Genomic DNA, 26,765 nt, shown 5'->3' on the forward strand with positions numbered 1-26,765 from the left:
CCGGTGGGCAGACGCCTCACGCGTTCGGCAGATGCGTCGCCAGGGCTTCCAGCACCGCCATGCGCACGGCCACGCCCATCTCGACCTGCTCGCGGATAAGCGACTGCGCCCCGTCGGCGATCTCCGAGGAGATCTCGACGCCTCGGTTCATCGGGCCCGGATGCATCACGAGGGCGTCGGGGGCGGCCAGTCGCAGCTTGTCGGCATCGAGGCCGAAATATCGAAAATACTCCTTCACGGAGGGCACGAAGGAGCCGTTCATGCGCTCGCGCTGCAGGCGCAGCATCATGACGATGTCGCAGCCCTCCAGCCCCTTGCGCATGTCGGTGAAGACCTCGACGCCGAAGCGCTCGATGCCGGTGGGCAGCAGGGTCGAGGGGCCGATGACCCGCACCCGCGCACCGAGCGCCTGGAGCAGGATCAGGTTCGAGCGCGCCACGCGGCTGTGCAGGACGTCGCCGCAGATCGCGATCCGCAAGCCTTCGATCCGGCCCTTGTTGCGCCGGATGGTCAGCGCATCGAGGAGCGCCTGCGTCGGGTGCTCGTGGGCGCCGTCGCCGGCATTGACCACGGCGCAGTCGACCTTGCGGGCCAGGAGGTGGACGGCGCCGGCCGCATGGTGGCGCACCACGATGATGTCGGGCCGCATGGCATTGAGGGTGGCGGCGGTGTCGATGAGGGTCTCGCCCTTTTTCACCGACGACGAGGCCACCGACATGTTCATGACGTCGGCGCCGAGGCGCTTGCCGGCGAGCTCGAAGGAGCTCTGCGTCCGCGTCGAGGGCTCGAAGAACAGGTTGATCTGCGTACGGCCGCGCAGGGTGGTGCGCTTCTTCTCGACCTGCCGCGAAAGGGCGACGGCATCCTCGGCCCTGTCGAGCAGGATCTCGATGTCGGGTCGGGTGAGCCCCTCGATCCCGAGCAGGTGCCGGTGGGGGAAGCTGGGAGGCGCGGCTGTCATGCTGGGTCCAGGGCTATAGGCCGCCCCGCAGAGGCCGGCAAGCGCGCTCGGAGTGCCTCCCGGCCCGGCGTCGTCAGACCCCGGGCGCGACGAGCGGCCGAAGGGATTCAGCCAGATCCGTGAGGCTCAGGCCGCCCTTCTGCAGGACCCGATCGGCACGCCCTGCGAGCCGCCTGCGGTCGTCCGCCGTGATGTCCTTGGCGGTGAGGACGACAACGGGGATGTCGCGCCACTCGGCCCGCTCGCGCAAAGCTCTGAGGAAGCCGAAGCCGTCCATCTCCGGCATCATCAGGTCGAGGAGGATGAGGCAGGGCTTCTTGGCCGCCGTCGCCTCCAGGCCGGCCACGCCGTTCTCGGCCGAGGCGACGCGCCAGCCCTCGCGAGTCAGCATCGCGGAGAGGCGCTCGCGGGCATCCGGATCGTCGTCGATGATCAGCACGGGGCCCTTGTGCTCTGAGGGCTTGAAGCGCTCCATGGCGGACTTGAGCTGGCCCCACTCGATCGGCTTCTGCAGGTAATCGGTGGCGCCCAGCGAGAAGGCGAGGTTCTGCTCGTCGAGAACGGTCACCATGATGATCGGGGTCGCCCCGAGTTCCGGGTCGGCCCGCAGAGTGCGCAGCACCGACCAGCCATCCATGCGGGGCATGGTCACGTCGAGGAGGATGACACGGGGCATGAGCTCACGGGCCCGCTCCACGCCCTCGCGCCCGTCGCGGGCGGTCGCCACGGCGAAGCCGTCGCGTTCCAGGAAGCGCGCGAGGAGGTCGCGCGTCGACGCGTCGTCGTCGATGATCAGGACATGGCCGCCCGCGACCGGTCGTGCCTCGCCGGTCCGGTGCAGGGCATCGTGGTCGTGATGGGCCGCCTCGACCGGGTTCGGGGGCACGTAGGCCGCGGGCACCGCCAGGGTGAAGGTCGTTCCGGTGCCCTCCTCGCTCTCCACCTCGATGCGGCCACCCAGCATCTCGGCGAAGGCGCGGGTGATGGCGAGGCCGAGGCCGGTGCCGCCGAACCGGCGGGTGGTCGAGGCGTCGGCCTGGGTGAAGCGCTGGAACAGCTTGGCCTGCTGCTCGGCGTTCATGCCGATGCCGGTGTCCGTCACCCGGAAGACGAGCCAGTCGGCCCCCTCGCGCGCTAGGCGGGTGACCGCCAGGGTGATGCGCCCGGCCTCGGTGAACTTCGCCGCGTTGCTCAGGAGGTTGATCAGGCACTGGCGCAGCTTGGTCTGGTCGGTCTGCGCCTCGCCGAGATCGTCCGCGATCTCGAGGGCGAGGCTGTTGCCCTTCTTGTCGACCAGCGATTCCACGGTCGCGGCGACGTCGCGCACGGTCTCGGCGACCGGGAAGGCCTCGGCATAGATCTCCATGCGCTCGGCCTCGATCTTCGAGAGGTCGAGGACGTCGTTGATGAGGCCCAGCAGGTGGCGGGCGTTCGCCTCGATCTTGCGCATGTCGGCGAGGAGCCCCTCCTCGCCGAGATCCTCGATCTCTTCCTGCAGCATCTCGGAATAGCCGATCACCGCCGAGAGCGGGGTCCGCAACTCGTGGCTCATGTTGGCTAGGAACTGGCTCTTGGCGCGGTTGGCTTCCTCGGCCGCCTCCTTGGCGGCTTCCAGGGCGAGTTCCGCTTCCTTCCGAGCGGTGACGTCGGAATGGGTGCCGACCCATTCACGGATGCTGCCGTTCTCCTCCAGGATCGGGACGGCGCGGGCCGACATGATCCGCCATACTCCGTCCTGGCGGCGGACGCGGTGCTCGATCTCGTAGGGTGCCAGGGTTTCCAGCGCCTGGAGCCAGGCCGCGTTGGTGCGTTCGCGATCGTCGGGATGAATCGAGCCCAGCCATCCGGCTCCAGCGGCCTCCTGAGGCGTCTGACCGGTGAAGCGGGTCCATTCGGAGGGCGTCACCTCGAAGCCACCCTCGGGATTGGTCGTCCAGACGATGGCGGTGGTGGCCTCGGTGAGGGAGCGGAAGCGCTCCTCGCTGTGGCGCATGCGCTCCTCGGAGAGCTTGCGCAGGGTCTCGTCCGAGACCACGAGTCCGACGCCGTCGGCCTGGACGCCGCCGGTGCGGGCGGAGCCGCTCCGTCCGCGCAGGGGATAGAAGCTCATCTGGAAATGGCGCACGCCGCGCGGGGCGCTCGGGGTGGGCACCGCCACGTCGACGTTGGTGGTCACCAGGCCCTCGTCGCGGGCGGCCTTGAGCTTCGGGATGAGCTGCTCCTGCAGCGTCGGCACGTTGGCCCAGATCGGCGCTCCGAGATCGGCGCCGAAGCCCCGCTCGTTCATGGTGGCGAGCGCCCGGTTCATGTGCTGGATCGTCAGGTCACGGTCGAGGAAGCCGAGGCCGACGGGGGCGTTGGCGAAGACGCCGTCGAGGAGGGCGGCGGTGCGCTGCTCGTCGCGACGGCGTACCAGGGCGAGGCGCCCGAGCAGCCCGACCGCCCCGAGGGCCGAGGCGATCGACACGAGAAGCAGCACGAGCGACAGCACACGGTCCCGCTCCTCGCTGGTGGCGAGGACGGCGTTCGCGTGGTTCTGGACACCCTTCGCGGCCGCCCGCACACCGTCCATGGTGCGCTTGCCCTCCCCCATGCGCGCCAGCGAGACGGCCGCGTCGTAGCCCTGGTTCCGGCGCAGGTCGATGACGTGGGCGGCGTAGGTCCGCTTCGCCTCGACGAACCGGCGCAGGTCGCGCATGTGCTCGGGCGCCTGGGCATCGGTTCGCTTCGTCAGGGCCTCGATGGTGTCGAGCTGCCCGTCGATGGTGTTCTGCGCGGCCTGATAGGGCTCGAGGTAGGGTTCCTCGCCGAACAGCACGTAGCCGCGCATGCCGGTCTCGAGCTCGACCATGTTCGACAGCAGGCGCTCGCTCTCGCTGAGGATCGCGTGCTGGCGCGCCGCTTCGCTTCGGCTGGCCTCGCCGGCCAGATAGTTTCCGATGCCGGCCGCCACAGCGATGCCGATGAGCACCAGGGCGAGGGGGGAGCTCGGCAGGCCCGCGAGGATGCGGGGCTTGCGCCAACCACGATCGGGACGCTTCGGGTAGGCGCTGGTCATGCGATGCGGTTCACGGGGTTGACGCCCGGGCGGGCGGGAGGAGGGGCCGGCATGGTCGCGGTGGCGATGGTGTTCCGCACCAGCCCCCACCATCATAGGATCGCAAGATCAGGATCACGCCTCTGACGCTCGCAAACGCGCCGGCACCGTTTCCGTTCATCCAAGGGCTCGCCGCACCGGGTGCCAGGTGCGCTCAATCGGCACCCTCGTCCGGAATGGCGAGACGCGTGCCGCAGGCCTTGCAGTGGATCGCGTCGCTGTCGTGGCGCTGCAGGCCGCAGGCTGGGCAGGGAAACCGCACTTTGGGTGGCCGGAACAGCACCTGGGCGAGGCGCAGGAACAGCGTCACGCCGAAAATCATGACGGCGACCGAGATCAGGCGCCCGGTCGGGCCCGGCAGGGTGATGTCGCCGTAGCCTGTGGTCGTCAGCGAGGTCACGGTGAAATAGAGCGCGTCGATGGCATTGCCGATCGCCGGGTTGCTGCCATGCTGCGTGGCGTAGACGATCCCGGTCATCACGAAGACGAAGACCGCGAGGTTGGTGGCAGCCAGGATCGCGTCCTCGTTAGCGCGGAAGACGGTGCTGTCGGCGCGAAGGCGATCGAGGAGCTGGTACGTGCGCAGAAGGCGCAGGGTCCTGAGGATGCGCAGGAAGCCGACCCCCTCCCCTACCACCGGCGCGAGGAACGACACCACCGCGGCGATGTCGGCCCAGGTGGAGAGGTGCAGGAATTCCTGCGCCCGGTTTCGGCTGATGGCGAGGCGCGCCAGGAAGTCGAGCAGGACGACGAGGCCGAGGACGACGTCGATCCCCTCGATCCAGGGATAGCGCGGCAGGAACGAGGTCACCACGACGTAGGCGACGGTGGCCGCATCGAACACGAGGAGGCCGTAGCGGAAGCGATGTGCCCCGTCGGTATCGCCTTCGTAGAGCCCGGCGAGGCGTGCGGTGAGCGAGGTCATGGCGGGAGAACGGCCGATCGGGGCTCGTCGATCAGCGCCGAAGCCGATTGCCGAGGACGAAGCCGAACAGGCCCATCAGGATGATGCCGGCCGCGCCCTCGATGCCCACCAGGAGGTTGGTGACGCGACCGACCGGCTTCACGCCGATCTCGGGGGGATTGGCGGTCATCATGTTGAGGGCGCTGTAGCTCACGAGATCGAGGGGGTTGTAGGTCGCCCGTCCGTCGCTTCCCTCCGGGATCAGGCCGCCGGTCAAGCCGTAGAGCACCGCGAACACGAAGATCAGGATGACGAAGGCGCGGGCGATGCGCGACAGGCTCTCGCCGTAGTCGCAGAGCCATTCCACGAAGCGGTCGGCCACCCATTGATAGCCGTGGCGGGCGAGGTCCGGGCCCACGCGTTTCTCCCAGGCCGCCCGCGCCTGGGCTCCTGCGTGGAGCCGGCCCATCCGGCGGCCGCGCTTGTAGGCCCAACTCGCCGCATCCTGGTTGCCGATGCTCTTGAAGTTCTGTTCCAGGGCGAGGTAGCTCGCTTGCGCGGCGACGTAGTCCCGGGCGATCTCCTCGCCCACCGCGCCGCCGAGCTGGTCCACCCGCATCCGGGTGCCGTTGAGCCAGGCCCCGGCGAAGCGCGCATGGCGCAGGTCGCAGGTGGAAAGATTGAGCCGCACCAGACTGGTCTCGGACAGGTCGGCCCCGGACAGGTCGGCCCCGTCGAGTTTCACCCCGGTGAGATTGGCGCCTCGCAGGCGTGACCCGCAGAGCTGGGTCTTCTTGAGGCTGGCGCCCTCGAAATCCGCGTAGGTCAGGTTGACGCCCACGAGCTTGACCTCGTCCAGGCGAGCGCCGCGGAAATGCGTGTAGTCGGCATCCGCACCGGTGAAGTCGGCGCCCCAGAGGTCTGCGCCGTCGAAATGGGCGCCATCGAGGAGCGCCCGGCGGAGCTTGGCGAAGCGCATCGCAGCGCCCCCGAAATGCGCATCCTCCAGCATCGCGTCATCGAAATTGGCTTCGCCACCGGCGATGCCGGTGAAGCGGGCGCCGCTGAGATCGGCGCCGGCGAAGTTCGCCTCCTCCACCGTGGCGCCGGCAAAGCGCGCGGAGCGTCCGAGGGCTCCGGCGAGATTGGCCCCCGCGAGGTTGGCACCCGTGAGATCCGTGTCCTCCAGGTGCGCATCGGTCAGGTCCGCCCCCGCCAGGGCGAAGCCGGCCTGCTTCGGGTCCCACCACGCCGGTGGTTCCGGGGTCTCGCCGAGCCGTGCCGCCAGGGCTTCCCGCCCCAGGGGCAGGCCACCGAGGTCGCGGGCTTCACCCTCGGCAAAGCTGGTGAAGGCTGCGGTTTCGAGGCGCGTGAGGAGCGCGTCGACCCGGGCGCATGCTGCGGCGGTCTCTGCGCTGTCAGGCTCCATGACCGACCTCCCGGCGGGCCATGCGGGCACCATTCCGGCGCTGGGACGTTCCGCAACGCTTGGCCATGGCGTGCCGGCGACGGCATGGGAGGTGAAGTGTGGCGGGGACATGGATGGCACTGGGCCTCAAGGCCTTCGGCGTGCTCCTCGTCGCGGCGACGCTGCTGCCGTTCGTTCCCAGCAATTCTGGCTTCATCCGCACCTTCGATTTCCCGCGACTGCAGATTGCGGCCCTGATCGTGCCGGTGATCCTGGGCCTGCTGCTCGTCGCCCGCGATGCTACGGGGCTGACACTCGCCGCGGGCCTCGTGGCAGCCCTAGCCTACCAGGGGACCTGCATCTACCCGTTCACGCGTCTGGTCTCGCCGCAGGCCGTGGCCGCGGAGGCCGGCGCCTGCCGCTCCGAGGCCGGCGTGTCGATCATGATCGCCAACGTGCTCGAATCGAACAGAGTCTACGCGCCGATCCTCGATCTCGTCGCTGCACAGGATCCCGACTTGTTGCTGCTGGTCGAGACCGATGCGGCCTGGGCCCAGGCACTCGAGCCCCTGCGGGCCCGCTACCCCCACGTGCTGGCCCAGCCGCAGGGCAACACCTACGGGCTGATGTTCTACTCGAAGCTCCCCCTTACCGACCCGCAGGTGCGCTTCCTCCTGGAAGACGATGTCCCCTCCGTGCGCACCGGCGTGACCTTGCGCTCGGGCGAGACCTTCACGTTCTTCGGCGTGCATCCGCGCCCGCCTCACCCAGGCCAGAGCAGCGCCGCACGCGATGCCGAGCTCGTCCTGGTGGCCCGCGAGGTGAAGGCGGAGGGGCGTCCCGCGGTGGTGGCGGGTGACCTCAACGACGTCGCTTGGTCCAAGACCAACGACCTCTTTCAACGGATCAGCGGGCTCCTCGACCCGCGCATCGGGCGCGGTCTCTATCCGACCTTCAATGCGAAGTGGCCGCTTCTGCGCTGGCCCCTCGACCACATCTTCTTCAGCGACGACTTCCTGCTCGGCCGGATCGAGCGCCTGGCCCACATCCAGTCGGACCACTTCCCAATCCTCATCAGCCTGTGCCGCAACGATCGGGCGCCGGACCTGCAGGAGGCACCGGAGGCTACGGCGGACGATCACGCGGATGCCCGCGAGGCCCTGGAGGCCGCGCCCTGATGCGTTCCGGCACCGGCGTGCTCAATGCTGCGCGACGCCGGCCGCCATGTTGATGGCCAGCGCCAGGACGCTGGTGTTGAAGAAATAGGCGTAGATCGTCTGCACCGTCGCGATGCGGCGCATCGCCTTACTGGTGATATCGGTGTCCGACGTCTGGGACGTCGCCCCGATGGTGACCGAGAAGTAGAAGAAATCCCAGAAATCCGGGTTCTCGTCGCCGTTGAAGTCGAGGCCGCCGCGGGAGGTGTCCTGGTCGGCGCCGTAGTAGAGGTGCGCGTAATGCACCGTGAACACGACCTGCACGAAAAGCCAGGCGCAGATCATCGTGGCGGCCGCGAGGGCCAAGTGGGCCACGCGATAGGCTTCGCTGCCGTTTCCGCCGAGAACCAGCATGGCTACGGCGCCGAAGCTCGCCGCCGCCGCCAGGATCGCGAAGAGCGTGACCGTGAAGGCGCTGTCATCGAGGCGTGAGGCCTCGGCGCGCAGGGACTCCTGCGATTGACGGACGGCTTTGCCGACGATGAGTCCGCAATAGACCAGAACCCCGAGACACCATCCGATGAGAAGTCGGACCGACAGGTCGGCGAAGGGCAGGATCAGGGCGAGCACCAGGGTGAGCCCGACGCTGACGAGGAGGCGTGGCCGGAGCCAGAAGGCCTGGATGGGATTGAGCATGCGCCGCCTCGAAGGAGTGAACTCCCTCCCTGCTCCTGCGCCCGCGTACGGCCTATCCGCAAGCCTTGTCGCAGCGTGGTCCACCGCCCCGAACGAAGCGGGCGATCCAGGGCCGCAACGGCAGGAAGAGACGGTAGGCGAGCTCACCCAGGCCGAGCACGCCCGGCAGGTGGGCCAGACGCGCGAGGAGGTGCCAGCGCGGCAGAACGGCCCAGAGCGCGGCGAACCCGGCGGCCCCTGAAACCAGGGTGCCATCGGGGCGCCGGACGTGAAAACGAGCCCGGGCCGTCTCGCGCGTCAGGCCGGGGCCGAGCTCCGCCGGACCTTCGGCGCTGACATCGATCCAGGCGACCTGCCCGGCTCCCTCGGAGCGCCGGTACAGCCGGATCTCCGCGGCGCAGAGGGGACAGGCGCCATCGTGGTAGACGGTCAGCGCAGGATTTGTGGTTTGAGAGGCGGACATCCCGGGAAGATAGGGCGCTCCCCGCGACGCAACACGGCCACGGATCGCTCCGCGGCCGTGTCGGATTCACTCAGGGGGGCGCCGGCTCTAGCGGCGGGCGAGCGCCTTGAGGGCGTTACGGCCGGCATAGAGGGCCTGAGAGCCGAGGCCCTCCTCGATGCGGATGAGCTGGTTGTACTTGGCCAACCGGTCCGAGCGGGCGAGCGAGCCGGTCTTGATCTGTCCGCAATTCGTCGCGACCGCGAGATCGGCGATGGTCGAGTCCTCGGTCTCGCCCGAGCGGTGGGACATCACGGCGGTGTAGCCGGCGCGCTGGGCCATATCGACGGCCGCAAGCGTCTCGGTGAGCGAGCCAATCTGGTTGACCTTCACCAGGATGGAGTTGGCAGTCTGCTCGGCGATGCCGCGCGACAGGCGCGTCACGTTGGTGACGAACAGGTCGTCGCCCACGAGCTGGCAGCGGTCGCCGACCCGGTCGGTGAGCAGCTTCCAGCCCTCCCAGTCGTCCTCGGACATGCCGTCCTCGATCGACAGAATCGGGTAGGCGTCCACGAGGCCGGCGAGGTAGGCGACCTGCGCCTCGATATCGCGGGTCTGGCCCTCGCCCTCATAGTGGTAGGCGCCGTCCTTGAAGAACTCGGTGGCGGCGCAGTCCAGAGCCAGCACCATGTCGGTGCCGGGCTTGAAGCCGGCCGCCTGAATCGACTGCATCACGAAGTCGAGGGCCGCCTCGGCGGAGGGCAGGTTCGGGGCGAAGCCGCCCTCGTCGCCCACGTTGGTGTTGTGGCCGGCCTTCTTCAGGGCGCCCTTCAGGGTGTGGAACACCTCGGCGCCCATGCGCACGGCCTCGGCGAGCGAGGACGCGCCCACCGGCATGATCATGAATTCTTGGAAGTCGATCGGATTGTCGGCATGCGCGCCGCCGTTGATGATGTTCATCATCGGCACGGGGAGCACCCGACCCTGCGTTCCGCCGATGTAGCGGTAGAGCGGCAGGCCGGCGGTCTCGGCCGCCGCCTTGGCCACGGCCAGCGACACGCCGAGAATCGCGTTGGCGCCGAGGCGACTCTTGTTCGGGGTACCGTCGAGCTCGATCATCGCCTCGTCGATGGCGATCTGATCCTCGGCATCCATGCCGCCGATGGCGTCGAGAATGTCGGATTGCACGGCGTTGACCGCCTTGCGCACGCCCTTGCCACCGTAGCGACCCTTGTCGCCGTCGCGCAGCTCCATCGCCTCGTGCGCGCCGGTAGAGGCGCCCGACGGTACGGCTGCACGGCCGAAGGAACCGTCCTCAAGCAGAACGTCGACCTCAATGGTCGGATTGCCTCGGCTGTCGAGGATCTCACGGGCGGCGATATTGGTGATCGCGGTCATGCAGGCGCCTTCCGGACGTTTCGGCTTGTCGAGGCCTCAGTCGCGTGAGGCCGGGCCCCTCCCGGAGGCAGCCCTATCGGCCGCCTTCGGGATGGGGTGATCCCGCCGAGGCTTATCCGCCAACGCCTCGCGTCGGGCAAGCACCGTTCATCCGCCGTCGTCTACAGGTCGACAGATTCTGTCGTGCCCCGTCCGGGCCGGATCGCGTCAGCGGTCTCCGGCGCCCGACAGCAGCAATTCGATCTGTGCCATCCCGTTCTCGCGCGCCTTCGCCTCGGTGGGATGATTGCGGTCGGAGCGCTGGATCAGCTTCCCCTTCCGGCGAATCGCCCACTGATATGGACTGCCCGGCGCCTTGGGCGGCTGGATCTCCAGGGTGTAGGGGTAGGTAGCCGTGTTATCGTCGCTCATACACCCCATATGGCACGCGGACCCCGCGCCTGCCACTCGCCGCAGGCACATGGCTGGCGAATTGGTTGGATTTCGTCATAAGGCCTGACGCTTGCGACGAGGTCCGCCACTCGTCTTCGGAAGATCTTACCCATGACGCAGCCGCCTTCAGGCGCCGAGAGCCTGCAACTCGGACAGATGACGCCCCTTCCGGATCGTCCGGAGACGGCTCGCCTCGACCGGGTGCCGAACCCGCATCCGGCCACCGACTATCTCGCCCGCTTCACCGTGCCGGAGTTCACCTCACTCTGCCCAGTCACCGGCCAGCCGGATTTCGCCATCCTGGTGATCGACTACGTGCCCGACCAGTGGCTCGTCGAGTCGAAGTCGCTGAAGCTCTATCTGACGGCCTTCCGCAATCACGGAGCCTTCCACGAGGATTGCACGGTGGGTATCGGTCTGCGCCTCACCGAGTTGCTGACGCCCCGATACCTGCGCATCGGTGGCTTCTGGTATCCCCGCGGTGGCATTCCCATCGACGTGTTCTGGCAGACGGGCGAGCCGCCGAAATCCGTCTGGCTTCCGGATCCCGGCGTGCCACCCTACCGGGCTCGCTGAGATCGGGGGCGGTCTTGGCTCAGGCCGCCTCCAGCGTCTGCGTCTCGTTGCTGGGCCAGGCGGCCTGCATTGCCAGACGCAGGCGTAAGTCTGTGCGTATCCGGCAGCGCTCGGCCTCGACGATCGGACCGTCGAACGCTACGGGTCGGCAGCGGCCAGGCCTCGGGCTCGCGATCCCGTCGATGTCGCTCCACCAGGCCTGCACGGTGTCCCGGTCGAACCACGCGCGCGCGCCGCTCTCGAAGTACGACTCGGCTGGCAGGCCTTCGGCCAGCAGGATATCGTGCCGTTCGAGTTCCACGTGCCAGTAGGTCACCCTGTCTACCGCCTCCCGGCGGATCGCGATTCCATCGATGAGATTCATGATGGGGGTCAGCACGCCGCCCCCATTCCGCGCCTCGGCGCCGATCAGCACCGGGTGCCCGGGCGAGAGGCGAAGGTCCCGGGCCGGAACAGCCCGACCGCCGGCATCCCTGCCGAAGGCCCCAGCCAGGATGCGCACCGGCCACTGCGTTGCGGGCACGGGATAGGCGTCGGGTCGAACCTCCCGCTGGCCGATCCAGCGGATCGCGCGGCGTCCGCCCGTGGCCGTAACCGCCACATCGGTCAGGCGCAGGTCCTCAATAGGTAGCTCGCAGGGGATGCCGTCCCGGACGATGGCGATACGCGTGCCCGTGGTGAAGCAGACGGGATCGGCGAACCTGATTCTTTCGATGTTGGTCAGGGTATCGACGGCACCGGTGGTCTTGTCGGTGACCGTGGCGCTCGTGGCGCTGGTTCTGTCGATCTTGAAGTTGGTGCTGAAGCCGGTGACGACGAAGGTGTTGTTGCCGCTGCCGCCGTCGACCACGTTGCTGTTGCCGTTGCCGTAGATGACGTCATCCCCTGAGCCGGTGACGGCCTTGTCGATCCGTGTGCCGAAGGAGATGCAGATGTTGTTCGTGACGGCATCGTTGGAACTGGCGGTGCTGAAGGTGCCGGGGTTGAGATTGATCCGCGTGTTCGTGTTGAAGCCCGAAACATCGAGGGTGTTGTCGACGCCGCGATTGTAGAGGGTGACGAATGGGGTGGTGTTCTTGGTGAAATCGAAGAAATCCCGGGAGGTGCCGGTAATGTTCGTATGGAAGCCGTAAGTCTGGCCGCCCGCGAAGGTGCTGCTGTTCGACTCTCCGTAGAACCGCTGCATTGCGAGAACGTCGAGCGCCATCGGCGTTTGGGCTTGTCCCCCCTGCCAGTCTGTGATGACGGGTTGCTGGGATGCGAAGGTGGCATTCGGGTCGCCGGCCGTAAGATAGGACATCAATGTCCAGATATTCGTATCGTATGGACCATGCTGACCATTAAAGGTCCCGCCGTTGTAAGGTCCTCCATGTCCGAGACCAAGAAGATGGCCCGTCTCATGGAAGACAGCTCCCATCGTGTTTGAGTTCTCGATGCTGAAACTGCCCCAGGCATCGTCCGAGGCTTCGACTCCCGTGTTGCTTTGGCCGCCTAGGCCAGGCTTGGGCGAGGTCTGCGAGGGGATATCCTTGCTGCCGTACGGCTCGCGGCCATTATTTGGCCAGTTAGCTGGCAGGCCCTCGATTTTGAACTGAATATTTGCTTTTTCGGGTGTTGGAACATACTTGAACTGGATATTGGCTATGTCCGACCACAGGTTCAAGGCAGAAGTATAGGCGGCTTGTGCCTGAGGCAGCATGTTGGGTTCGAAAGAATAGGTGACCGTTCCGCCCGGTGTTCCGGCTTGGCTCGTAACTGCGTGCGGAGCGCCTTCACTGTCGTTGTACCATTTGTTCATCCAAACCTGAGTTGTGCTTGCCCAGTTGTAGGCATAGCTCCAATAACTACCATTTGAGATCGTGCCGTCCTCATTGAGGCCAGACAGGTAGGTGATCTCGTCACGCTGTTCTGCGTTGAGGTCCGTCAGAGTCGCCATTCCGTCCCTCCGCGATTGCAGGGATCAGATCCCGATCCCCTCTGCGAAGCTTGTGAAATGAGGCACGAAAATCGATACGGGTTCGGACGGATAAAAAGTCCGAAGAACTGAGGGGCCGACAGTGCGTGGTACGGACCCAGCCTGCGCTGACAAGCGGATGTCGCCAAAGCAAATGCGATTGAAGCGCAAAAGTCGATCTGCCCGTGGGTGCGTCAGGTTTTGAAATGAGAACATTTCTCTCCTACGCCTGGGGGACTTGTTTCAAGCGCGGAAGTGGAATGTAAAATGGGCGATCGATTTTCATCGACCGCCCAGAACCTTATCTCAGCTAAGCGCCGTTTATTCCAGGTTTATGGATTTAGTATCCGTAGCCGTAAGCCGGAGCGCCATAACCGTAGGCAGGCCGAGCGTATCCATCACGATAATAGGCATCGCGTGCTGCACCGGCTGCGATTGCACCGGCTGCAAGCCCGGCAATACCTAAACCCACAGCGGCGCCGGTTCCAATTCCCCGACGACGTCCGCCATAGGCGTAGCCGCGACCATAACCCCGGTGCCCATAAGCATGTCCGTGACCGTAGCCCCCATGACCATAGCCATGACCGCGCGGGCCGGCCTCAGCGGAGGTTGCTGCGGCGAGACCGCCGAGCGACAAGGTAAGGGCGGAAATCAAGGCAAGTTTGCGCATGGTGTCCATCATCGTTCGAGAACGTATTGGATATTCCAACGTCAAGATGTTCCGATCGTTCCCCCGAGCTTTCCTGGCCGGACAAAGCGCGGCTTGATTCGCTCGTTTTGGTGAATCGCCCCCCGTAGTCCGGCACTGAAGCGCTTGCCCCTGGACGGGCTTGGCCTGGACAGAGATTCTTGCTGCTCTCAGGATTCCCGGTCGACCATCCCTGCCTTTGCGAGGCGATCGAAGGCCTGCAGTTCGGCGAGCAGTGCCGGCATCGCCTCCAGAGGGACCATGTTCGGTCCATCGGAGGGGGCGCGGTCCGGGTCGGGATGGGTCTCGATAAACAGACCGGCGACGCCCACCGCCACCGCCGCGCGCGCCAGCACGGAGACGAATTCCCGCTGACCGCCCGAGGTCGCGCCCTGGCCGCCGGGCTGCTGCACCGAGTGGGTGGCGTCGAACACCACCGGGGCGCCGTGCGTGACCCGCGCCATGATCGGCAGGCTGCGCATGTCGGAGACGAGGGTGTTGTAGCCGAACGAGGCACCGCGCTCGGTGACCAGCACGTTGGGGTTGCCCGCCCCCGTCACCTTGGCGGCCACGTGGGCCATGTCCCAGGGCGCGAGGAACTGACCCTTCTTCACGTTCACTACCCGGCCGGTGGCTGCGGCCGCGAGCAGGAGATCAGTCTGCCGGCAGAGGAAGGCCGGGATCTGGAGCACGTCGATCACCTCGGCGGCAGGGGCGCATTGCGTCGCCTCGTGCACGTCGGTGAGGACGGGTAAGCCGAAGCGTGCCTTGATCTCGGCAAAGATCGGCAACGCGCCGCCGAGACCGACGCCGCGCGCGGTGGTGCCCGAGGTCCGGTTGGCCTTGTCGAACGAGGCTTTGAACACGAGACCGATCCCGAGGCGGTCGGTCATCGCCTTCAGGGCGTCGGCGATCTCGATGGCATGGTCGCGACTCTCGAGCTGGCACGGGCCGGCGATCAGCGCGAAGGGCAGGTGGTTCGCGAACGCGACCGACCCGGCCGTCACGATGGGAGCGGTGGAAGACGCGGGCTCGGGCGAAGCGATCTCAGGCATGGCGCCGGTCTAGCCCGCCTGCGCTCCCACGGGAAGGCCGGCACGGTGGCGAAGCACGGTCCGGGTGCTGGGGATCAGCACGCAACGGGTCCGCGGCGACGCGAACGGATCGGTATCGGGTGCCGTCTCGCAGCGGAGCGCCGCGCGCCCGGCAACGCCCTCCTGCGGGCGTCCCGTGATCAGGGCGCCTTGCTGCAGTCTGAGGGCGAGAGTTTCGACAGTCTCGGGTTTCGCCCCGGTGAGCGCCCAGGCGGCGAGGCCGATCAAGGCGTAGTAGCGGCGCGTCGGCTCTCGCTCCAGGGCGGAGAAGACCATCCGGTGCGCCCGGCAGTCGAGGCTCATCCGCTCGGCATCGGCCGCGCGGAATACGGCGCGCGCGCCCTCGCGACCGGCCAGGGATGCGCCGGTGGCGCGAATCATCCGCGCGGCCAGGGCATCGCAGCCATCCGCCGCCGCTGCAGGAGCCGCAGCATACAGCATCGGAAAAAGCAGGATCGCGGCGAGCCGGAGGGGAAGCGTCATCGGTCCGATCTAGCGCAGGAGACGGACCGCGCCCACCACTTACCGCCGCGGGGCGATCGAACCCGTGGTGTCGCCGTGGCAGGCCTCGTGCGCATGGGAGCGCAGGACCCGCGGGAGGAACACCGGATGCGCGCCGGCCTCGTCCTCGAAGGTGCCCGTGAGAGCATCTGCGCCGGCGACGCCCTGGAAGTGGAGCGGCCCCGCTTCGGTCTCCACTGCGAAGCGGATCGCCTTGGTGGCGTCGTCTAGGGTGATCTCGGCGGCGGCGCGGGGGCCGCCCTGCTCGGCCCCTTCGTAGGTCAGCCCGTCCCCGTTCGGCGATCGTCGCAGGGTGATGCGCTGGCCGCTGCGAGCGCCGGTCTCCGGCAGGGTACAAAGGTCTGCATAGACGAAGGTCCCGGACGCCCAGGCGGTGCGCGCCTGTGCCGGGGTCGCCTCGGCCATGAGGAGGCACAGAGCCAGGCCAGGCAGAACAAGCACGCCGGCGCGCTGCCGCGTTCTCGGGGTCACCATCCTTAAGGTCACCATCGCGTTGCCTCCCGGATACGCGCCGCATCATCCGGCGCGGACGTTTCCGGAATGCGACAGAGGGTTCAGGCTGCCGAGCGCGCGCGGGCCCGGTGCTCGGCTTCGAGGGATGCAAGAAGGATGCAGAGGGCAATACCCTCGGCCGCCTTCGTAACGTCGTCGAGGCTGGGAAAGGTCGGCGCAAGACGCAGGACGCTGTCTTTCGGGTCGCGGCCATAGGGTGACGTCGCGCCGGCCGGGGTCAGAGCGATGCCTGCCTCCTTGGCGAGCCGCACAACTTCGGTGGCGGTCCCTTCGCGGGCTTCGACTGTAATGAAGTAGCCGCCGTCGGGCCGGGTCCAGCGGGCGGCCCCGGTTCCGCCCAGGTGCCGCTCCAGCGCCTCCTGCACGGCCGCGAACTTCGGCGCGATGAGGGCTCGGTGGGCGTCCATGTGGGCCTGGAGGCCGGCGGCGTCACGCAGGAAGCGCACGTGGCGGAGCTGGTTCAGCTTGTCGGGGCCGATGGTCTGCTTGGCGGCGCGCGCCAGGAACCAGCGCGTGTTCTCGGACGAGCCGGCAAAGACCGCGAGACCGGCGCCCGCCAGGGTGATCTTCGAGGTCGAGGCATAGAGGAAGGGGCGGTCGGGATGGCCGGCCTCGGCGCAGGCGGTGAGAATGTCGCGCACCGGGTGGCGGTCGGTGGTGAGGTGGTGCACCGCATAAGCGTTGTCCCAGAACAGCCGGAAATCGGGAGCGCCGGTCTTCATCGTGGCGAGACGCCGGACGGTCTCGTCGGAGAAGATCTCGCCCGACGGGTTGGCGTATTTCGGCACGCACCACATGCCCTTCACGGCAGGGTCGGCGACCAACTCCTCGACCACGTCCATGTCGGGCCCCTGCCCCGTCATCGGCACCGGGACCATGCGGATCCCGAACTCCTCGCAGAGGGCGAAGTGGCGATCGTAGCCCGGCACCGGGCAGAGAAAGACCGGCGTCTCACCCTGCGACCACGGCCGCTCGGAGCCCGGCACGCCCTTCAGAAGGGCCCACACGATGGTGTCGTGCATCAGGGCGAGGCTGGAATTGCCGCCGACCACGATCTGATCGGCCGGCGCATCGATGAGATGAGAGAACAGCGCCCGCAGTTCGGGCAGGCCCTGCTGACCGCCGTAATTGCGTGCATCCTCTTTCGCCACGGTGGTGTAGTCGCCGTTGCCCGGCAGCACGAGCATGCCGTTGGAGAGGTCGAGCTGCTCGGGTGCCGGCTTGCCGCGCGTCATGTCGAGCTTGAGGCCGCGGGCCTTGAAGGCGTCGTAGGCGCTCTGCGCCTGCGCGCGCAGGTCCGCGAGGTCAGCCGTGCTGCGGTCGGCGATCGTCGTCATGGTGGGCTCAAGTCCGAATGGGGCCGCGCGGGCGTTCAAAAAGCGCGCGCACCATGACGTTTCGTACCGCCCGCGTCACCCCGCCTGCGCGCGGGTCTCCCGGTCTCAGGGTTGCGTGGCATGCCAGGCGGCGCGGATCCGATTCCATGCCGTCAGTTTCCACGCCTTCGGTCTCCATGCCTGTGATGTCGCCACGTCCCACCCATCCGCCTGGGAGAGCCACGGCGAACGCCGACCCACGGGGTGGGCCGGCGTTCGGTCTCGTTCGAGTCCCTTCGGATGGGGGCCCTGGATCAGCCCGCCTTGTTGAGAGCCACCGCGACGAAGCGGGTGATACCCTTGGCGTTCTTGACCCGCATCAGCACCGCCTTGCGGCCGCTCGACTCGGCGGAGCGGACACGCTCGGCCACCTCCGAGGGCTGCGAGACGCTGGAGCCTGCCACATCAAGGATGATGTCGCCCTGCTCGATGCCCTTGGCGGCGGCCGGACCTTCGGGGTCGACCTCCATCACAGCCACGCCCTCGGAGCCGGCACCGACCTCGGAGGCCGGGGCGAGGCTGAGCCCCAGGCGGGGCTGGCCGTTGGTCGAGGAGCCGCGATCGGTGCTTCCCACCTTGGTGTCGTTGGGCAGGACACCGAGTTCCACCGTCGCGGTGTCGGACTTGCCGCCGCGCAGGTAGGTCAGCTCGACCTTGGCCCCCGGCTTGATGCCGGCGATCTTGCGGGACAGCTCTTTGGCGTCGTTGATCGGGGCCCCATTGACCGATTCGATCACGTCGCCGGATTTCAGGCCCGCCTTCGCCGCGGGCGTACCCGCCTCGGCATGATCCACCAGGGCGCCCTTGGCCTTGTCGAGGCCGAGGCCGTCGGCGATGTCCTTCGTCACCGGCTGGACCTGCACGCCGAGGTAGCCGCGTGCCACCTTACCGTCGGCCCGGAGTTGGTCGACCACCGCCTGCACCGTCTCAGCCGGGATGGCGAAGGCCAAGCCGACGCTGCCGCCCGAAGGCGACGCGATGGCGGTGTTCACGCCGACCACCTCACCGCCGACGTTGAAGGTCGGGCCACCGGAATTGCCCTTGTTGATCGGCGCGTCGATCTGAAGGAAGTCGTCGTAGGGGCCGGCACCGATGTCGCGGCCGCGGGCCGACACGATCCCTGCCGTCACCGTACCGCCGAGGCCGAACGGGTTGCCGATGGCCACCACCCAGTCACCGACGCGGGGCGCCGACTTGCTGAGGGAGACGTAGGGGAAGGTACCGCCCTCTGTGATCTTGAGGAGGGCGAGATCGGTCTTGGGATCCTTGCCGATCACCTTCGCGTCGAGGGTGCGGTTGTCGTCCAGGGTCACCTGAACGGACTTGGCCTTGTCGACCACGTGGTTGTTGGTGACGACGTAGCCGTCCGCCGAGATGATGAAGCCGGAGCCCATGGCGCCACGCTGACCCTGGCGCTTGGGCATGCCGAAGCCCTGGCCCGGACCACCCTGACCGGGTCCGCCCTGGCCGAAGCGCTTGAAGAACTCGCGCAGCTGCGGCGGGACCTGCTGGCCCTGGCCGGGGCCGTCCTCGTCGTCGGAATCGGCACTGTCGTCGAGCTTCACCTTCACGGCGACGACGCCCGGCTTCACCTTATCAACGACGCTGGCGAAGGAGCCCGGCGGATGGTCGGGGGTCTCGATTGGGTTCTTGGAGAGGGACTGTGCGTAGGCCGGCGCGGCCGGCTGAGTCAGGCCGACGCCGGCGGCGCCGGTCGCCACGAGGGCGGCCACGGCGACGGAGGCGAGGGCGTTGCGGCGCAGACGGTTGGGCTGAGCGGTCATAGGGGTCTCCGGATCGGGGGGCCGCCATCGGCAGGCCGTGATCGGGTTTGTAGAGAGCGCCGCCTGACCCGGGCGTGGCGTGAAGATTACGGTTTGGACAGGTTGGCGGCCGGCGGGAGGGGAGCAAGTCCGGACCGAAAGCGCAGATCGAGAAGGAGACCCATCGGGTGCGTGTCGAGGACGGGGGTGATGGGGAGTCCCGCGGCGTGCAACAGGCGTGCCGCCCAGTGGTTGCAGACGTTGGCATAGGAGAAGCGACCTGCCCCGTCATAGAAAAGGCTCGGCCCGTAGAGGCCCGGACCGCCGGCGACCGGTTGCCCGTCGACGAGGCGGAAGCTTCCTTCCAGGCGGGCAAGAAGGTGCGCGAGGCCGGGTTTCGAGATCCGCAGCGCCACGAGGTCCGAGTAGGGAAAGCTGTCACGCACTGGCCGCTTGAGGCCGACCACCTGGACCACCCCTGCCCGTCCGCCCGGCGTGAACAGGGCCGCGAGGGCGAGACCGAGATCGAACTGGGCCAGGGTCGGCGTTGCCCGGTAGAAGCGGGCCTCGCCCCAACCGAACTCGATCTGCGGATAGGCGCGGAACCGCGTGGCGATGCTGGCGAGGGCCGCCCCGCTCCCGGCGCCGGTCAGGGCCGCCCGCGGCAGCACGAGGCCGGAATGCCAGCCGTGGGACACCAGCGCGATGTCGACACTGTCCGCGTCTGCCGGCGGATAGAGGTCCGGGTCGCCCCGCTGTGCCGTCAGGAGCGCGGCGAGGACGACGAGTCCGACCAGGGTGGCGCCCAGGGCGACAAGGCCCGCGACCAGTCGAGCGAGCCTCCACCGACCCGTGCGCATGGTTCCGCGATCGGTCAGGGCGCCTGCCAGACTTGGCCGTGATAGTCGAACCGGTCGGGCTGGCTGGCGAGGGCGGCGAGGCCCGTCAGCGCGGGATCGTGAACGGCGATGACGCTGGTCGGGATCGCCTCCATCTGCGCCACGAAGGGGGGCTTGTACGCGAAGGCTGCGCGGAAGGCGCCGCGCCGGAGCACGTCGATGATGCGTGGCGCGATCCCGCCGCCGATATAGACGCCCCCGGTGGCCAGGAAGGTGAGCGCGAGGTCGCCGCAGACGCGGCCCAGGAGCTTGGCGAACAGATTGAGGGCGGCTGCCGCGTCTGGGTCGGCGCCGGTGAGCCCGGCCTCCGTGACCCCGGCCGGGTCGAGGCGCGCGCCGTCGGCGCCGGTGCGCAGCCGGTGCAGGCCCGCATGGAGCCGGGTCAGGCCGGGGCCGGAGAGGAGGGTCTCGACGGTGATGCGGCCCTCGACCCGCTCCAGATACGGCCATAGGGCGAGCTCGGCCGGCGAACTCGGCCCGAAATCCACGTGGCCGCTCTCGGTCGAGACGATGACGAGGCGCTGACCCACCGGCAACAGGGCCGCCGCACCGAACCCGGTGCCGGGCCCGAGGACGAGGCGCGCGCCCTGATCGCCGGCCCGGCCCTCCTCCCGGTCCGGACCGATGGGCGTCAGCTCGGAGGGGCTGATCCCCGCAGCACCCGCCGCGACGGGCACGTAGTCGTTGACCACCACCGAGCGCGACAGGCCGAAATCCTGTCCGATCCGGGCGCCCTCGATCACCCAATGGGCATTGGTGAGCTGCACCGCCGGCCCGTCGACCCGGGCCGCCACGGCCAGGATGGCCGAGCGCGGGGCGGCACCGTTCCCCTTGGCCAGGGAGGCCCGGATGGCGGCGCTGGGATCGGGATGTCCGGCCGTCTCCTCGTGAGAGAGGAGGATCGGCTTCGCCCCCGCCTCGGGGACCAGGGCAAAGCGGGCGTTGGTGCCGCCGATATCGCCGACGAGGACGGGAAATTCGAACATAGGCGGCGCTTCCGTCTGGGGCCCGGGGGAACGGAGGTTAGGGGATCGGTGGTGGGAGGCGGCTCAGGCGGCCGGCAGGGCGTCTGGGTCGATCGGTGCGCCCTCGGCCCAGGCATAGAGCAGGCGGCGCACATCCTCGGGATCGATGAGGCGGCGGGAGGCGATCGTCTCCGCTCCGCCGATACGGATGCTGACGCCACCGGTCTCGTTGATCACCGCGAAGGCCTTCTCGTCGGTGAGGTCGTCTCCGAGAAAGATCGCCCTGCGGCCGGCATAGGGCGGGTTCTCGGCGAGCGCGCGGATGGCGTGGCCCTTGGTGGCCGAGGCGGGCACGATCTCGCCCACCGCCTTGCCGAGCTGCAGCCGATAGGCCGATCCGAGAGCGGCGGCGGCGGCCTTCACGGCCTCCTCGGCCGCGGCGGCATCGCTGGGGGTGGCGAGGCGCCAATGCACCGCCACGGAGGCGCCCTTGTCCTCGATGAGGACGTGCTCGAGGGCGGTCACGGCGGCCTGGAGGGCCGGCACCTGGGCGCGCAGCTCCGGGTGATCCTCGGCGGAGCCGCCCGAGACGACGCCGTCGACCCGCCGTTCGACCCCGTGCAGGCCGGCGACATCGAAGCGGGCGGGGACCAGGAAATCGTCGATCACCCCAATGGGCCGGCCCGTGACGATGGCGAGGGCCCCCCCGAGCCGGGCACGCAGTCGCTCCAGGGCGGGAGCGAGGGCGGGATCGACCCGGACCTGGTCAGGCTTGGGCGCGATCTCCACCAGGGTGCCGTCGAAGTCGAGATAGAGGGCGAAGGCGGTCGGGTCGGTCACGCAGGTTGTCCCTTCGTCTGATCCGGGCCTGCGCTAGCATGCCCTGCGCCAGGGGAAAACGCGGGAGGGGGAAATCCGGTCTCCTGAAAACCGGTCGGCCGCAACGCCCTGCCCTATCTGTCCGACCTTCCGATCCCCGCGAGGCAAGGTCCCGAGCGCATGTGGCCCACTCCGATCCCGCCCGGCCCGAATCAGGAGAGCGTCTGGGACTACCCGCGCCCGCCCCGCCTCGAAAGGGTCCCCGAGCGGCTGCGGGTCGTGCTCGACGGCCGGACCATCGCCGAGACCGGTGCCGGATACCGGGTGCTGGAGACCAGCCATCCGCCGACCTACTACTTTCCGCCCGGCGACGTGGTGGCCGGCGTGCTCGGGCCCGCCCGCCGGGCCGGCATCTGCGAGTGGAAGGGGCGCGCCGTCCTGTACGACGTCGCCGCCGGCGGCTTCCGCGCCGAGGGCGCCGCCTGGGCCTACCCCGACCCCACGCCGGACTTCACCGCGATCGCGGGCTACATCGCCTTCTATGCCGGTCCGATGGAGGCCTGCTTCGTCGGCGACGCGCGGGCGACGCCGCAGCCCGGCGGCTTCTACGGCGGCTGGATCACGCCCGGCCTTGTCGGCCCGTTCAAGGGCGGCCCCGGCACCATGGGATGGTGAAGCGCGGGCTGGCCTGGACCGGCATCGCCGCCGGTCCCGGCCCAGCGGACGGCGAGAGCGACGCACGGCATCGGTGCCCTCGCCCCTCAGGACGCGCGGCGCAGGGTGATGCGGGTCAGCTCGGATGGGCGGCCGAGGCGGAGCGCGAAGCCGGCCCACAGGCCCGTGCCGTTGTTGACGTAGAGGGTCATGCCGCCGACTTGGTAAGCGCCGGAGACGAATCCGTTGTTGCCGCGCGCCACGAGCCGGTCCAGCCCGAGGATCATGCCGCCGTGTGTATGGCCGGACAGCTGCAGCGCCACGCCGCGCGCGGCGGCCCGCGGAGCGTTCGCCGGCTGGTGATCCAGGAGCACGATCGGTGCATCCGTGGGCGCGCCCGCCAGGGCACCGTCGAGGTCGGGCCCCGGATGGCCGCTGGCCGGTGCCGAGCGATCGGTGACCCCCGCCAGTACGAGCGCGTCGCCGCCGCGGGTCACGACCGCATGGGCATTGGCAAGGATGTGCATCCCCATGCCGGCGAAGTGGCGCATCCAGGTCTCGACGTCGAAGAAGTACTCGTGGTTGCCGGGGATGGCCCAGACGCCATCCGGCGCTGTCAGGGCGCGCAGCGGCTCCACGTCGGCCTGTCGGGCCGCGAACGAACCGTCGATGAAGTCCCCCGTGACCAGGATCGCATCCGTGCCGAGCCCGTTGGCGCGCGTGACGACCGCCTGTGCCCAGGTCGCGGGAAACAGGCGGCTGATGTGCAGGTCGGTGAGGTGAAGGATGGTGTATCCCTCGAAGCCCGGCGGCAGGTTCCGGACCGCGACCGTGACATCCTTCAGCGGGGGCACGCGCACGGCCTGCTGCACTGCGACCGCCGCCAGGACCGAGACCGCCAGGGCCGCGCCGATGCGCCAGGCGCTCGAAACCTCCCAATTGCCGCCGGGTAGGGCCAGGGACGCCAGCGCGACGGCATCGAGCGCGAAGAGCAGCAGCGCCAGCAGGATGATCGCACCGAACGCCCCGCTGAACAGCATCACCATGGGGCGCGGAAACTCGGGTGAGAAGACCGAGCCGGAGGAGAGGCGGCTCCACAGGTGATACTGCGAGGCGACCAGCAGGAGGGCGGCCAGACCGAGCTTAAGCGGAAGCGGCCAGGGCAGCGGCCAGACCCCCCGGGCGATGACGTAGAGGCAGGGCAGGCCGAAGATCAGGTGGATCATGGTTGCTCCATGGACCGAACCACGGTCTCAGCGCAAAGCGTTCCGTTCGGCCCTGCGGGGGCCGCCCTCTGGACGCGAGGGGAGCGCCGGATAGCCTTGGCGGAGGGACGGCTTCGGAGGAGGGTCGGCCTTCGAGGGGGGATGGGGCGTGCGGGCGAGCGCGTCTGCGTGTTGGCGCACGCCAGGGTTTGCGCCGTCCGGCCACGCCGCTATGGCAAGTCCGGTCGGCAGGGCACGGAGCCAGGGACGGAGCAGGTGTGATGCACGGTGAGATCGCAAGCGAGCCGCGGGCCCTCGGGCTCTGCCCGGACCGCCTGGAGCGGATCGACGGCTGGATGCGGCGCCTCGTCGACGACGGCAAGGTCGCGGGCCTGTCGGTGATGCTGGCCCGCGGTGGCCGGACGGCCTTCTTCCGCGCTCATGGCCGGGCCGACATCGCCCGCGACGCGCCCTTCACCCCCGACACCATCGCGCGCATCTACTCGATGACGAAGCCGCTGACCTCGGTGGCGGTGATGATGCTCTACGAAGAGGGCCGCTTCCAGCTCGACGACCCGATCACCCGCTTCCTGCCCGAATTTTCGGATCTGCGGGTTCTCACCGGGGGCAACCGGGCGAAGTTCGACAGCGAGCCGGCCCGACGCCCGATCACGATCCGCGACCTCCTCACCCACACCTCCGGCCTTACCTACGGCTTCATGGAGGCGACCCTCGTCGATGCCCTCTATCGCCAGAACGGCGTCGATTTTGGTGAGGCCCAGGAGGCGAGCCTCGCCGAGGTGGTGGCCCGGCTGGCCCGGCAGCCGCTCCTCGCCCAGCCCGGCGCCGAGTGGAACTATTCGGTGGCCACCGACGTCCTCGGACACCTCGTGGCCGTGGTGTCCGGCGAGGATTTCGCCGATTTCCTGCGCCGGCGGGTGATCGGCCCCCTCGGCATGGTCGACACGGACTTCTTCGTGCCCGCCGAAAAGCTGCCGCGTCTGGCCGCCAATTACAGTCTGTTCCGGGACCGCACGCTGAAGCTCTACGACGATGCGGTCGGCAGTCGCTTCGCCCGCCCGCCGGCGGTGGCCTCGGGCGGCGGTGGCCTCGTCTCGACCGCGTCCGACTACATGCGCTTCTGCCGGTTCCTGCTCGGGCGCGGCGAACTCGAGGGCACCCGGCTCCTGGGGCGCAAGACCGTCGACCTCATGCTGATGAACCATCTCGACGGGGACTTGGCGGCGATGGGCCAGCCGCGCTTCTCCGAGACCGCCTATACGGGGATCGGCTTCGGCCTCGGCTTCTCGGTCATGCTCGATCCGGCCCGTGCCCAGATCGTCGGCACGCCGGGCGAGGTGGCCTGGGGCGGACTGGCCAGCACCGCCTTCTGGGTCGACCCGGCCGAGGATCTCGCCGTGGTGCTTCTGACGCAGCTCATCCCCTCCTCGGCCCTGCCGCTGCGACGCGAGTTGCGCGTGCTGACCTACGCCGCCCTGGTGGATTGAAGGCCCCGGAAACGCGAACCGCCGCCGACCCTCAGCGGGACGGCGGCGGTTCGTGACCCCCTGCGCGGTGCGGCGCCGGACTACTCGGCCGGGGGCGCCGCCGGAGCGGCGCCCGGCTTGGCCGCCGGCTTCGGCGCGGGCGTCTTGGCCGTACCGGTCGCGGCGGGCGCACCCGCTCCGGCGGTCGGCGCCGCCTTGGGAGCCCACTCCGCATCGGCGCGGGGACCGCCCGGACCGTTGGTCGGGCCGGTGAGCTGGCCCGGGACCACGTCGTTGACCCGGTTCCAGGTCTGCGAGCCGCAGAGGAAGCCGAGGAGACAGCCGCGCACCGACAGTTCCGTCGGCTGGTCCGACCACATCGTGACGTCGTAGAACTTGCCCTCGTCGGCGTTGTAGATCTTGCCGCCGTAATGGCCGTCGGGCTGCGGCTTCAGGCCCATGATCAGCTGCAGGCCCAGGGAGGGGCGGGACTGCTTCTTCGGATCGGGATTCTTGAAGTCGATGCGGGGCTGGCCCTGGTCGTTCAGGGGCACCTTCAGCCAGACGACGTAGCCGCACAGGTTTGTGTTCTGCGGGCCGCACTTCTCGGTGCGGATGCGGGCGCGCCCATCCTCGGTGAGCCAGGTGCCGCTGGCATCGTTGGGGGCGGCGGCCAGTGCGAGGCTCGGCAGAACGGCGGCAACGAGCCCAGCCAGGGGCGCCAGCCGGCGCGCGGCGCCCGCGATGGTGGATCGATTCGTCATGCTTCCAACAACCCTCATGCGCTCGCCCCGTGGCGATCCGCCCTCGTCCGCAGGACGGCAAGCGCTTGTCACGTGATGCCTCGCCATCCGACGCGAAGGTGACGGGATCATGGCCGGCACGCGCCGAATCCTGCAGATTCGTCGTGACGACGTGGCGTTATCTTCGCGGCCGAAGCCGGCTAAGGGCGAAGTCTTGATCTTTGATGGGTCACGCCGGCGTGCCACGGCGAAGCCGCCCTTCGGCGCAGGGCGCGGAGACCGGCCGCCGGCGGGCGCGACCACTGGGCGTGCGGCGAACGATCCGCCGGGGACCGCGTTTACGGCCGTGCTTCTCGGGGATGGCGGACGAACGGATGACGGATGGATCGGTCGGGATGGGTCGGCGCCTCGAAGCGGCGGACATCCGTCTCGGCGTCGCGCTGGCGCGCGCCAAGGACACCCGCCGGGTGCGGGCCCTGGCGGCGGCCAGCGAGGCGGGCGGCTGGAAATGGCTGCTCGCGCTCTCCACGGGCACCCTGGCCCTCGGCGTGCTCCGGCGGAATCCGTCCCTGGCCGAGGCCGGCCGGCACATGCTGCTGTCCGGCATCCTGGCGGCGACCACCAAGACCACGGTGAAGCGGGTCGTGCACCGGACCCGGCCCAACGTGCTGATGGATGAGGGCCTCTACGAAAAGGGCTGGTTCGGGCCGAATGTCGGGCCGTGGCAGTCGTTTCCGTCGGGACATTCGGCCCTGAGCGTCGCGGTGGCGACGGCGGCCGGCCGGGCCTATCCGGAGATCCGGGGCGTGGCGACGGCGGCGGCCCTCGGGGTGGTGGCGGTCCAGGTCCTGCGCGGCGCGCACTTCCCGGTGGACGTCGCCGCGGGGGCGCTGATCGGGCTCGCGGCGGAGGCGGTCGACCACCGGATCGCCCTCGGGCGGGACGGCGTCGCCGGCCTGGCGGCGCGCGGTATACCGGGAGGATCGTGACGAGGTCGCGCGGCATCGCGTGC

The 26,765-nt window shown here is 68.9% G+C and carries 25 protein-coding genes; 5 read left to right on the forward strand and 20 right to left on the reverse strand.

From position 1 onward, the window contains the following. Positions 1–16 precede the first annotated feature (16 nt). The 4 genes from AC1MGR_RS15160 to AC1MGR_RS15175 all read right to left on the reverse strand — a co-directional run bounded on the left by AC1MGR_RS15160 (position 17) and on the right by AC1MGR_RS15175 (position 6,391). On the reverse strand, positions 17–961 hold the full coding sequence (locus AC1MGR_RS15160) for an aspartate carbamoyltransferase catalytic subunit (protein WP_108039121.1): 945 nt from the start codon (positions 959–961) through the stop codon (positions 17–19). 73 nt (positions 962–1,034) lie between these two features. Further along, complete coding sequence (locus AC1MGR_RS15165) at positions 1,035–4,019, reverse strand: response regulator (RefSeq protein WP_480232139.1); 2,985 nt, start codon at positions 4,017–4,019, stop codon at positions 1,035–1,037. A 193-nt stretch (positions 4,020–4,212) separates the two neighbouring features. Then, the gene (locus AC1MGR_RS15170) at positions 4,213–4,983 is read right to left on the reverse strand and encodes a potassium channel family protein (protein WP_480232140.1); all 771 of its coding nucleotides are present in this window, start codon (positions 4,981–4,983) and stop codon (positions 4,213–4,215) included. Positions 4,984–5,014: 31 nt separating this feature from the next. Further along, on the reverse strand, positions 5,015–6,391 hold the full coding sequence (locus AC1MGR_RS15175; RefSeq protein ID WP_480232141.1) for a pentapeptide repeat-containing protein: 1,377 nt from the start codon (positions 6,389–6,391) through the stop codon (positions 5,015–5,017). A 113-nt stretch (positions 6,392–6,504) separates the two neighbouring features. Here AC1MGR_RS15175 and AC1MGR_RS15180 point away from each other — a divergent pair, with 113 nt between their 5' ends. After that, positions 6,505–7,548, forward strand: coding sequence for an endonuclease/exonuclease/phosphatase family protein (locus AC1MGR_RS15180; RefSeq protein ID WP_480232142.1), 1,044 nt, complete (start codon positions 6,505–6,507; stop codon positions 7,546–7,548). A 21-nt stretch (positions 7,549–7,569) separates the two neighbouring features. On the opposite strand, the gene AC1MGR_RS15185 is transcribed toward AC1MGR_RS15180, so the two are convergent. The 4 genes from AC1MGR_RS15185 to AC1MGR_RS15200 all read right to left on the reverse strand — a co-directional run bounded on the left by AC1MGR_RS15185 (position 7,570) and on the right by AC1MGR_RS15200 (position 10,474). Further along, the gene (locus AC1MGR_RS15185) at positions 7,570–8,223 is read right to left on the reverse strand and encodes a DUF1345 domain-containing protein (RefSeq protein WP_108039111.1); all 654 of its coding nucleotides are present in this window, start codon (positions 8,221–8,223) and stop codon (positions 7,570–7,572) included. 52 nt (positions 8,224–8,275) lie between these two features. Further along, positions 8,276–8,686 carry a thiol-disulfide oxidoreductase DCC family protein gene (locus AC1MGR_RS15190; RefSeq protein ID WP_480232143.1) on the reverse strand — a complete coding sequence of 137 codons (411 nt, stop codon included), beginning with the start codon at positions 8,684–8,686 and terminating at the stop codon, positions 8,276–8,278. Between the two features lie 87 nt (positions 8,687–8,773). Then, positions 8,774–10,063, reverse strand: coding sequence for a phosphopyruvate hydratase (gene eno, locus AC1MGR_RS15195; RefSeq protein WP_108039107.1), 1,290 nt, complete (start codon positions 10,061–10,063; stop codon positions 8,774–8,776). 207 nt (positions 10,064–10,270) lie between these two features. Continuing rightward, a complete protein-coding gene (locus AC1MGR_RS15200) occupies positions 10,271–10,474 on the reverse strand; it encodes a hypothetical protein (RefSeq protein WP_055951167.1) in 204 nt (67 codons plus the stop codon). Between the two features lie 132 nt (positions 10,475–10,606). Between AC1MGR_RS15200 and queF the strand changes: the two genes are divergently transcribed. Further along, positions 10,607–11,071, forward strand: coding sequence for a preQ(1) synthase (queF, locus tag AC1MGR_RS15205; protein WP_480232144.1), 465 nt, complete (start codon positions 10,607–10,609; stop codon positions 11,069–11,071). 19 nt (positions 11,072–11,090) lie between these two features. Here queF and AC1MGR_RS15210 read toward each other — a convergent pair whose 3' ends face one another. The 10 genes from AC1MGR_RS15210 to otsB all read right to left on the reverse strand — a co-directional run bounded on the left by AC1MGR_RS15210 (position 11,091) and on the right by otsB (position 21,685). Then, positions 11,091–13,007 carry a Hint domain-containing protein gene (locus tag AC1MGR_RS15210; protein WP_480232145.1) on the reverse strand — a complete coding sequence of 639 codons (1,917 nt, stop codon included), beginning with the start codon at positions 13,005–13,007 and terminating at the stop codon, positions 11,091–11,093. Positions 13,008–13,365: 358 nt separating this feature from the next. Further along, entirely contained in the window at positions 13,366–13,695 is a 330-nt protein-coding gene (locus AC1MGR_RS15215; RefSeq protein ID WP_108039206.1) for a hypothetical protein, read from the reverse strand. Positions 13,696–13,883: 188 nt separating this feature from the next. Further along, a complete protein-coding gene (kdsA, locus tag AC1MGR_RS15220; protein ID WP_480232146.1) occupies positions 13,884–14,768 on the reverse strand; it encodes a 3-deoxy-8-phosphooctulonate synthase in 885 nt (294 codons plus the stop codon). 9 nt (positions 14,769–14,777) lie between these two features. After that, complete coding sequence (locus AC1MGR_RS15225) at positions 14,778–15,290, reverse strand: hypothetical protein (protein ID WP_480232147.1); 513 nt, start codon at positions 15,288–15,290, stop codon at positions 14,778–14,780. Between the two features lie 39 nt (positions 15,291–15,329). After that, the gene (locus tag AC1MGR_RS15230) at positions 15,330–15,770 is read right to left on the reverse strand and encodes a hypothetical protein (RefSeq protein WP_480232148.1); all 441 of its coding nucleotides are present in this window, start codon (positions 15,768–15,770) and stop codon (positions 15,330–15,332) included. Between the two features lie 113 nt (positions 15,771–15,883). Continuing rightward, positions 15,884–17,179, reverse strand: a complete 1,296-nt coding sequence (locus AC1MGR_RS15235) for an aspartate aminotransferase type Ic (protein ID WP_480232149.1) — start codon at positions 17,177–17,179, stop codon at positions 15,884–15,886. Positions 17,180–17,472: 293 nt separating this feature from the next. Then, a complete protein-coding gene (locus tag AC1MGR_RS15240; RefSeq protein WP_480232150.1) occupies positions 17,473–19,002 on the reverse strand; it encodes a Do family serine endopeptidase in 1,530 nt (509 codons plus the stop codon). Positions 19,003–19,088: 86 nt separating this feature from the next. After that, entirely contained in the window at positions 19,089–19,841 is a 753-nt protein-coding gene (locus AC1MGR_RS15245; RefSeq protein ID WP_480232151.1) for a DUF2459 domain-containing protein, read from the reverse strand. Between the two features lie 14 nt (positions 19,842–19,855). Then, complete coding sequence (locus tag AC1MGR_RS15250) at positions 19,856–20,866, reverse strand: glucokinase (protein ID WP_480232152.1); 1,011 nt, start codon at positions 20,864–20,866, stop codon at positions 19,856–19,858. Positions 20,867–20,929: 63 nt separating this feature from the next. After that, the gene (otsB, locus tag AC1MGR_RS15255; protein ID WP_480232153.1) at positions 20,930–21,685 is read right to left on the reverse strand and encodes a trehalose-phosphatase; all 756 of its coding nucleotides are present in this window, start codon (positions 21,683–21,685) and stop codon (positions 20,930–20,932) included. Positions 21,686–21,844: 159 nt separating this feature from the next. Between otsB and AC1MGR_RS15260 the strand changes: the two genes are divergently transcribed. Continuing rightward, positions 21,845–22,339, forward strand: a complete 495-nt coding sequence (locus AC1MGR_RS15260) for a DUF427 domain-containing protein (protein WP_108039087.1) — start codon at positions 21,845–21,847, stop codon at positions 22,337–22,339. Positions 22,340–22,425: 86 nt separating this feature from the next. On the opposite strand, the gene AC1MGR_RS15265 is transcribed toward AC1MGR_RS15260, so the two are convergent. Further along, positions 22,426–23,544 carry a metallophosphoesterase gene (locus tag AC1MGR_RS15265; protein WP_480232154.1) on the reverse strand — a complete coding sequence of 373 codons (1,119 nt, stop codon included), beginning with the start codon at positions 23,542–23,544 and terminating at the stop codon, positions 22,426–22,428. A 260-nt stretch (positions 23,545–23,804) separates the two neighbouring features. Here AC1MGR_RS15265 and AC1MGR_RS15270 point away from each other — a divergent pair, with 260 nt between their 5' ends. Continuing rightward, entirely contained in the window at positions 23,805–25,031 is a 1,227-nt protein-coding gene (locus AC1MGR_RS15270) for a serine hydrolase domain-containing protein (protein ID WP_480232155.1), read from the forward strand. Between the two features lie 80 nt (positions 25,032–25,111). On the opposite strand, the gene AC1MGR_RS15275 is transcribed toward AC1MGR_RS15270, so the two are convergent. Further along, positions 25,112–25,774, reverse strand: a complete 663-nt coding sequence (locus tag AC1MGR_RS15275; RefSeq protein ID WP_480232156.1) for a DUF2147 domain-containing protein — start codon at positions 25,772–25,774, stop codon at positions 25,112–25,114. A gap of 353 nt (positions 25,775–26,127) precedes the next feature. On the opposite strand from AC1MGR_RS15275, the gene AC1MGR_RS15280 reads away from it, so the two are divergent. Further along, on the forward strand, positions 26,128–26,742 hold the full coding sequence (locus AC1MGR_RS15280) for a phosphatase PAP2 family protein (RefSeq protein WP_480232157.1): 615 nt from the start codon (positions 26,128–26,130) through the stop codon (positions 26,740–26,742). Positions 26,743–26,765 lie beyond the last annotated feature (23 nt).

Source organism: Methylobacterium sp. BI1, assembly GCF_056680125.1.

Coding starts and splice junctions, on each gene's coding strand:
- AC1MGR_RS15190 (WP_480232143.1), bottom strand. CDS start 8,686: ATGTCCGCCTCTCAAACCACAAATCCTGCGCTGACCGTCTACCACGAT.
- AC1MGR_RS15180 (WP_480232142.1), top strand. CDS start 6,505: ATGGCACTGGGCCTCAAGGCCTTCGGCGTGCTCCTCGTCGCGGCGACG.
- AC1MGR_RS15185 (WP_108039111.1), bottom strand. CDS start 8,223: ATGCTCAATCCCATCCAGGCCTTCTGGCTCCGGCCACGCCTCCTCGTC.
- AC1MGR_RS15225 (WP_480232147.1), bottom strand. CDS start 15,290: ATGACGCTTCCCCTCCGGCTCGCCGCGATCCTGCTTTTTCCGATGCTG.
- AC1MGR_RS15170 (WP_480232140.1), bottom strand. CDS start 4,983: ATGACCTCGCTCACCGCACGCCTCGCCGGGCTCTACGAAGGCGATACC.
- AC1MGR_RS15265 (WP_480232154.1), bottom strand. CDS start 23,544: ATGATCCACCTGATCTTCGGCCTGCCCTGCCTCTACGTCATCGCCCGG.
- AC1MGR_RS15200 (WP_055951167.1), bottom strand. CDS start 10,474: ATGAGCGACGATAACACGGCTACCTACCCCTACACCCTGGAGATCCAG.
- AC1MGR_RS15240 (WP_480232150.1), bottom strand. CDS start 19,002: ATGACCGCTCAGCCCAACCGTCTGCGCCGCAACGCCCTCGCCTCCGTC.
- AC1MGR_RS15245 (WP_480232151.1), bottom strand. CDS start 19,841: ATGCGCACGGGTCGGTGGAGGCTCGCTCGACTGGTCGCGGGCCTTGTC.
- AC1MGR_RS15250 (WP_480232152.1), bottom strand. CDS start 20,866: ATGTTCGAATTTCCCGTCCTCGTCGGCGATATCGGCGGCACCAACGCC.
- AC1MGR_RS15175 (WP_480232141.1), bottom strand. CDS start 6,391: ATGGAGCCTGACAGCGCAGAGACCGCCGCAGCATGCGCCCGGGTCGAC.
- AC1MGR_RS15280 (WP_480232157.1), top strand. CDS start 26,128: ATGACGGATGGATCGGTCGGGATGGGTCGGCGCCTCGAAGCGGCGGAC.
- AC1MGR_RS15160 (WP_108039121.1), bottom strand. CDS start 961: ATGACAGCCGCGCCTCCCAGCTTCCCCCACCGGCACCTGCTCGGGATC.
- AC1MGR_RS15275 (WP_480232156.1), bottom strand. CDS start 25,774: ATGACGAATCGATCCACCATCGCGGGCGCCGCGCGCCGGCTGGCGCCC.
- AC1MGR_RS15235 (WP_480232149.1), bottom strand. CDS start 17,179: ATGACGACGATCGCCGACCGCAGCACGGCTGACCTCGCGGACCTGCGC.
- AC1MGR_RS15165 (WP_480232139.1), bottom strand. CDS start 4,019: ATGACCAGCGCCTACCCGAAGCGTCCCGATCGTGGTTGGCGCAAGCCC.
- eno (WP_108039107.1), bottom strand. CDS start 10,063: ATGACCGCGATCACCAATATCGCCGCCCGTGAGATCCTCGACAGCCGA.
- AC1MGR_RS15210 (WP_480232145.1), bottom strand. CDS start 13,007: ATGGCGACTCTGACGGACCTCAACGCAGAACAGCGTGACGAGATCACC.
- AC1MGR_RS15215 (WP_108039206.1), bottom strand. CDS start 13,695: ATGCGCAAACTTGCCTTGATTTCCGCCCTTACCTTGTCGCTCGGCGGT.
- AC1MGR_RS15260 (WP_108039087.1), top strand. CDS start 21,845: ATGTGGCCCACTCCGATCCCGCCCGGCCCGAATCAGGAGAGCGTCTGG.
- queF (WP_480232144.1), top strand. CDS start 10,607: ATGACGCAGCCGCCTTCAGGCGCCGAGAGCCTGCAACTCGGACAGATG.
- kdsA (WP_480232146.1), bottom strand. CDS start 14,768: ATGCCTGAGATCGCTTCGCCCGAGCCCGCGTCTTCCACCGCTCCCATC.
- AC1MGR_RS15270 (WP_480232155.1), top strand. CDS start 23,805: ATGCACGGTGAGATCGCAAGCGAGCCGCGGGCCCTCGGGCTCTGCCCG.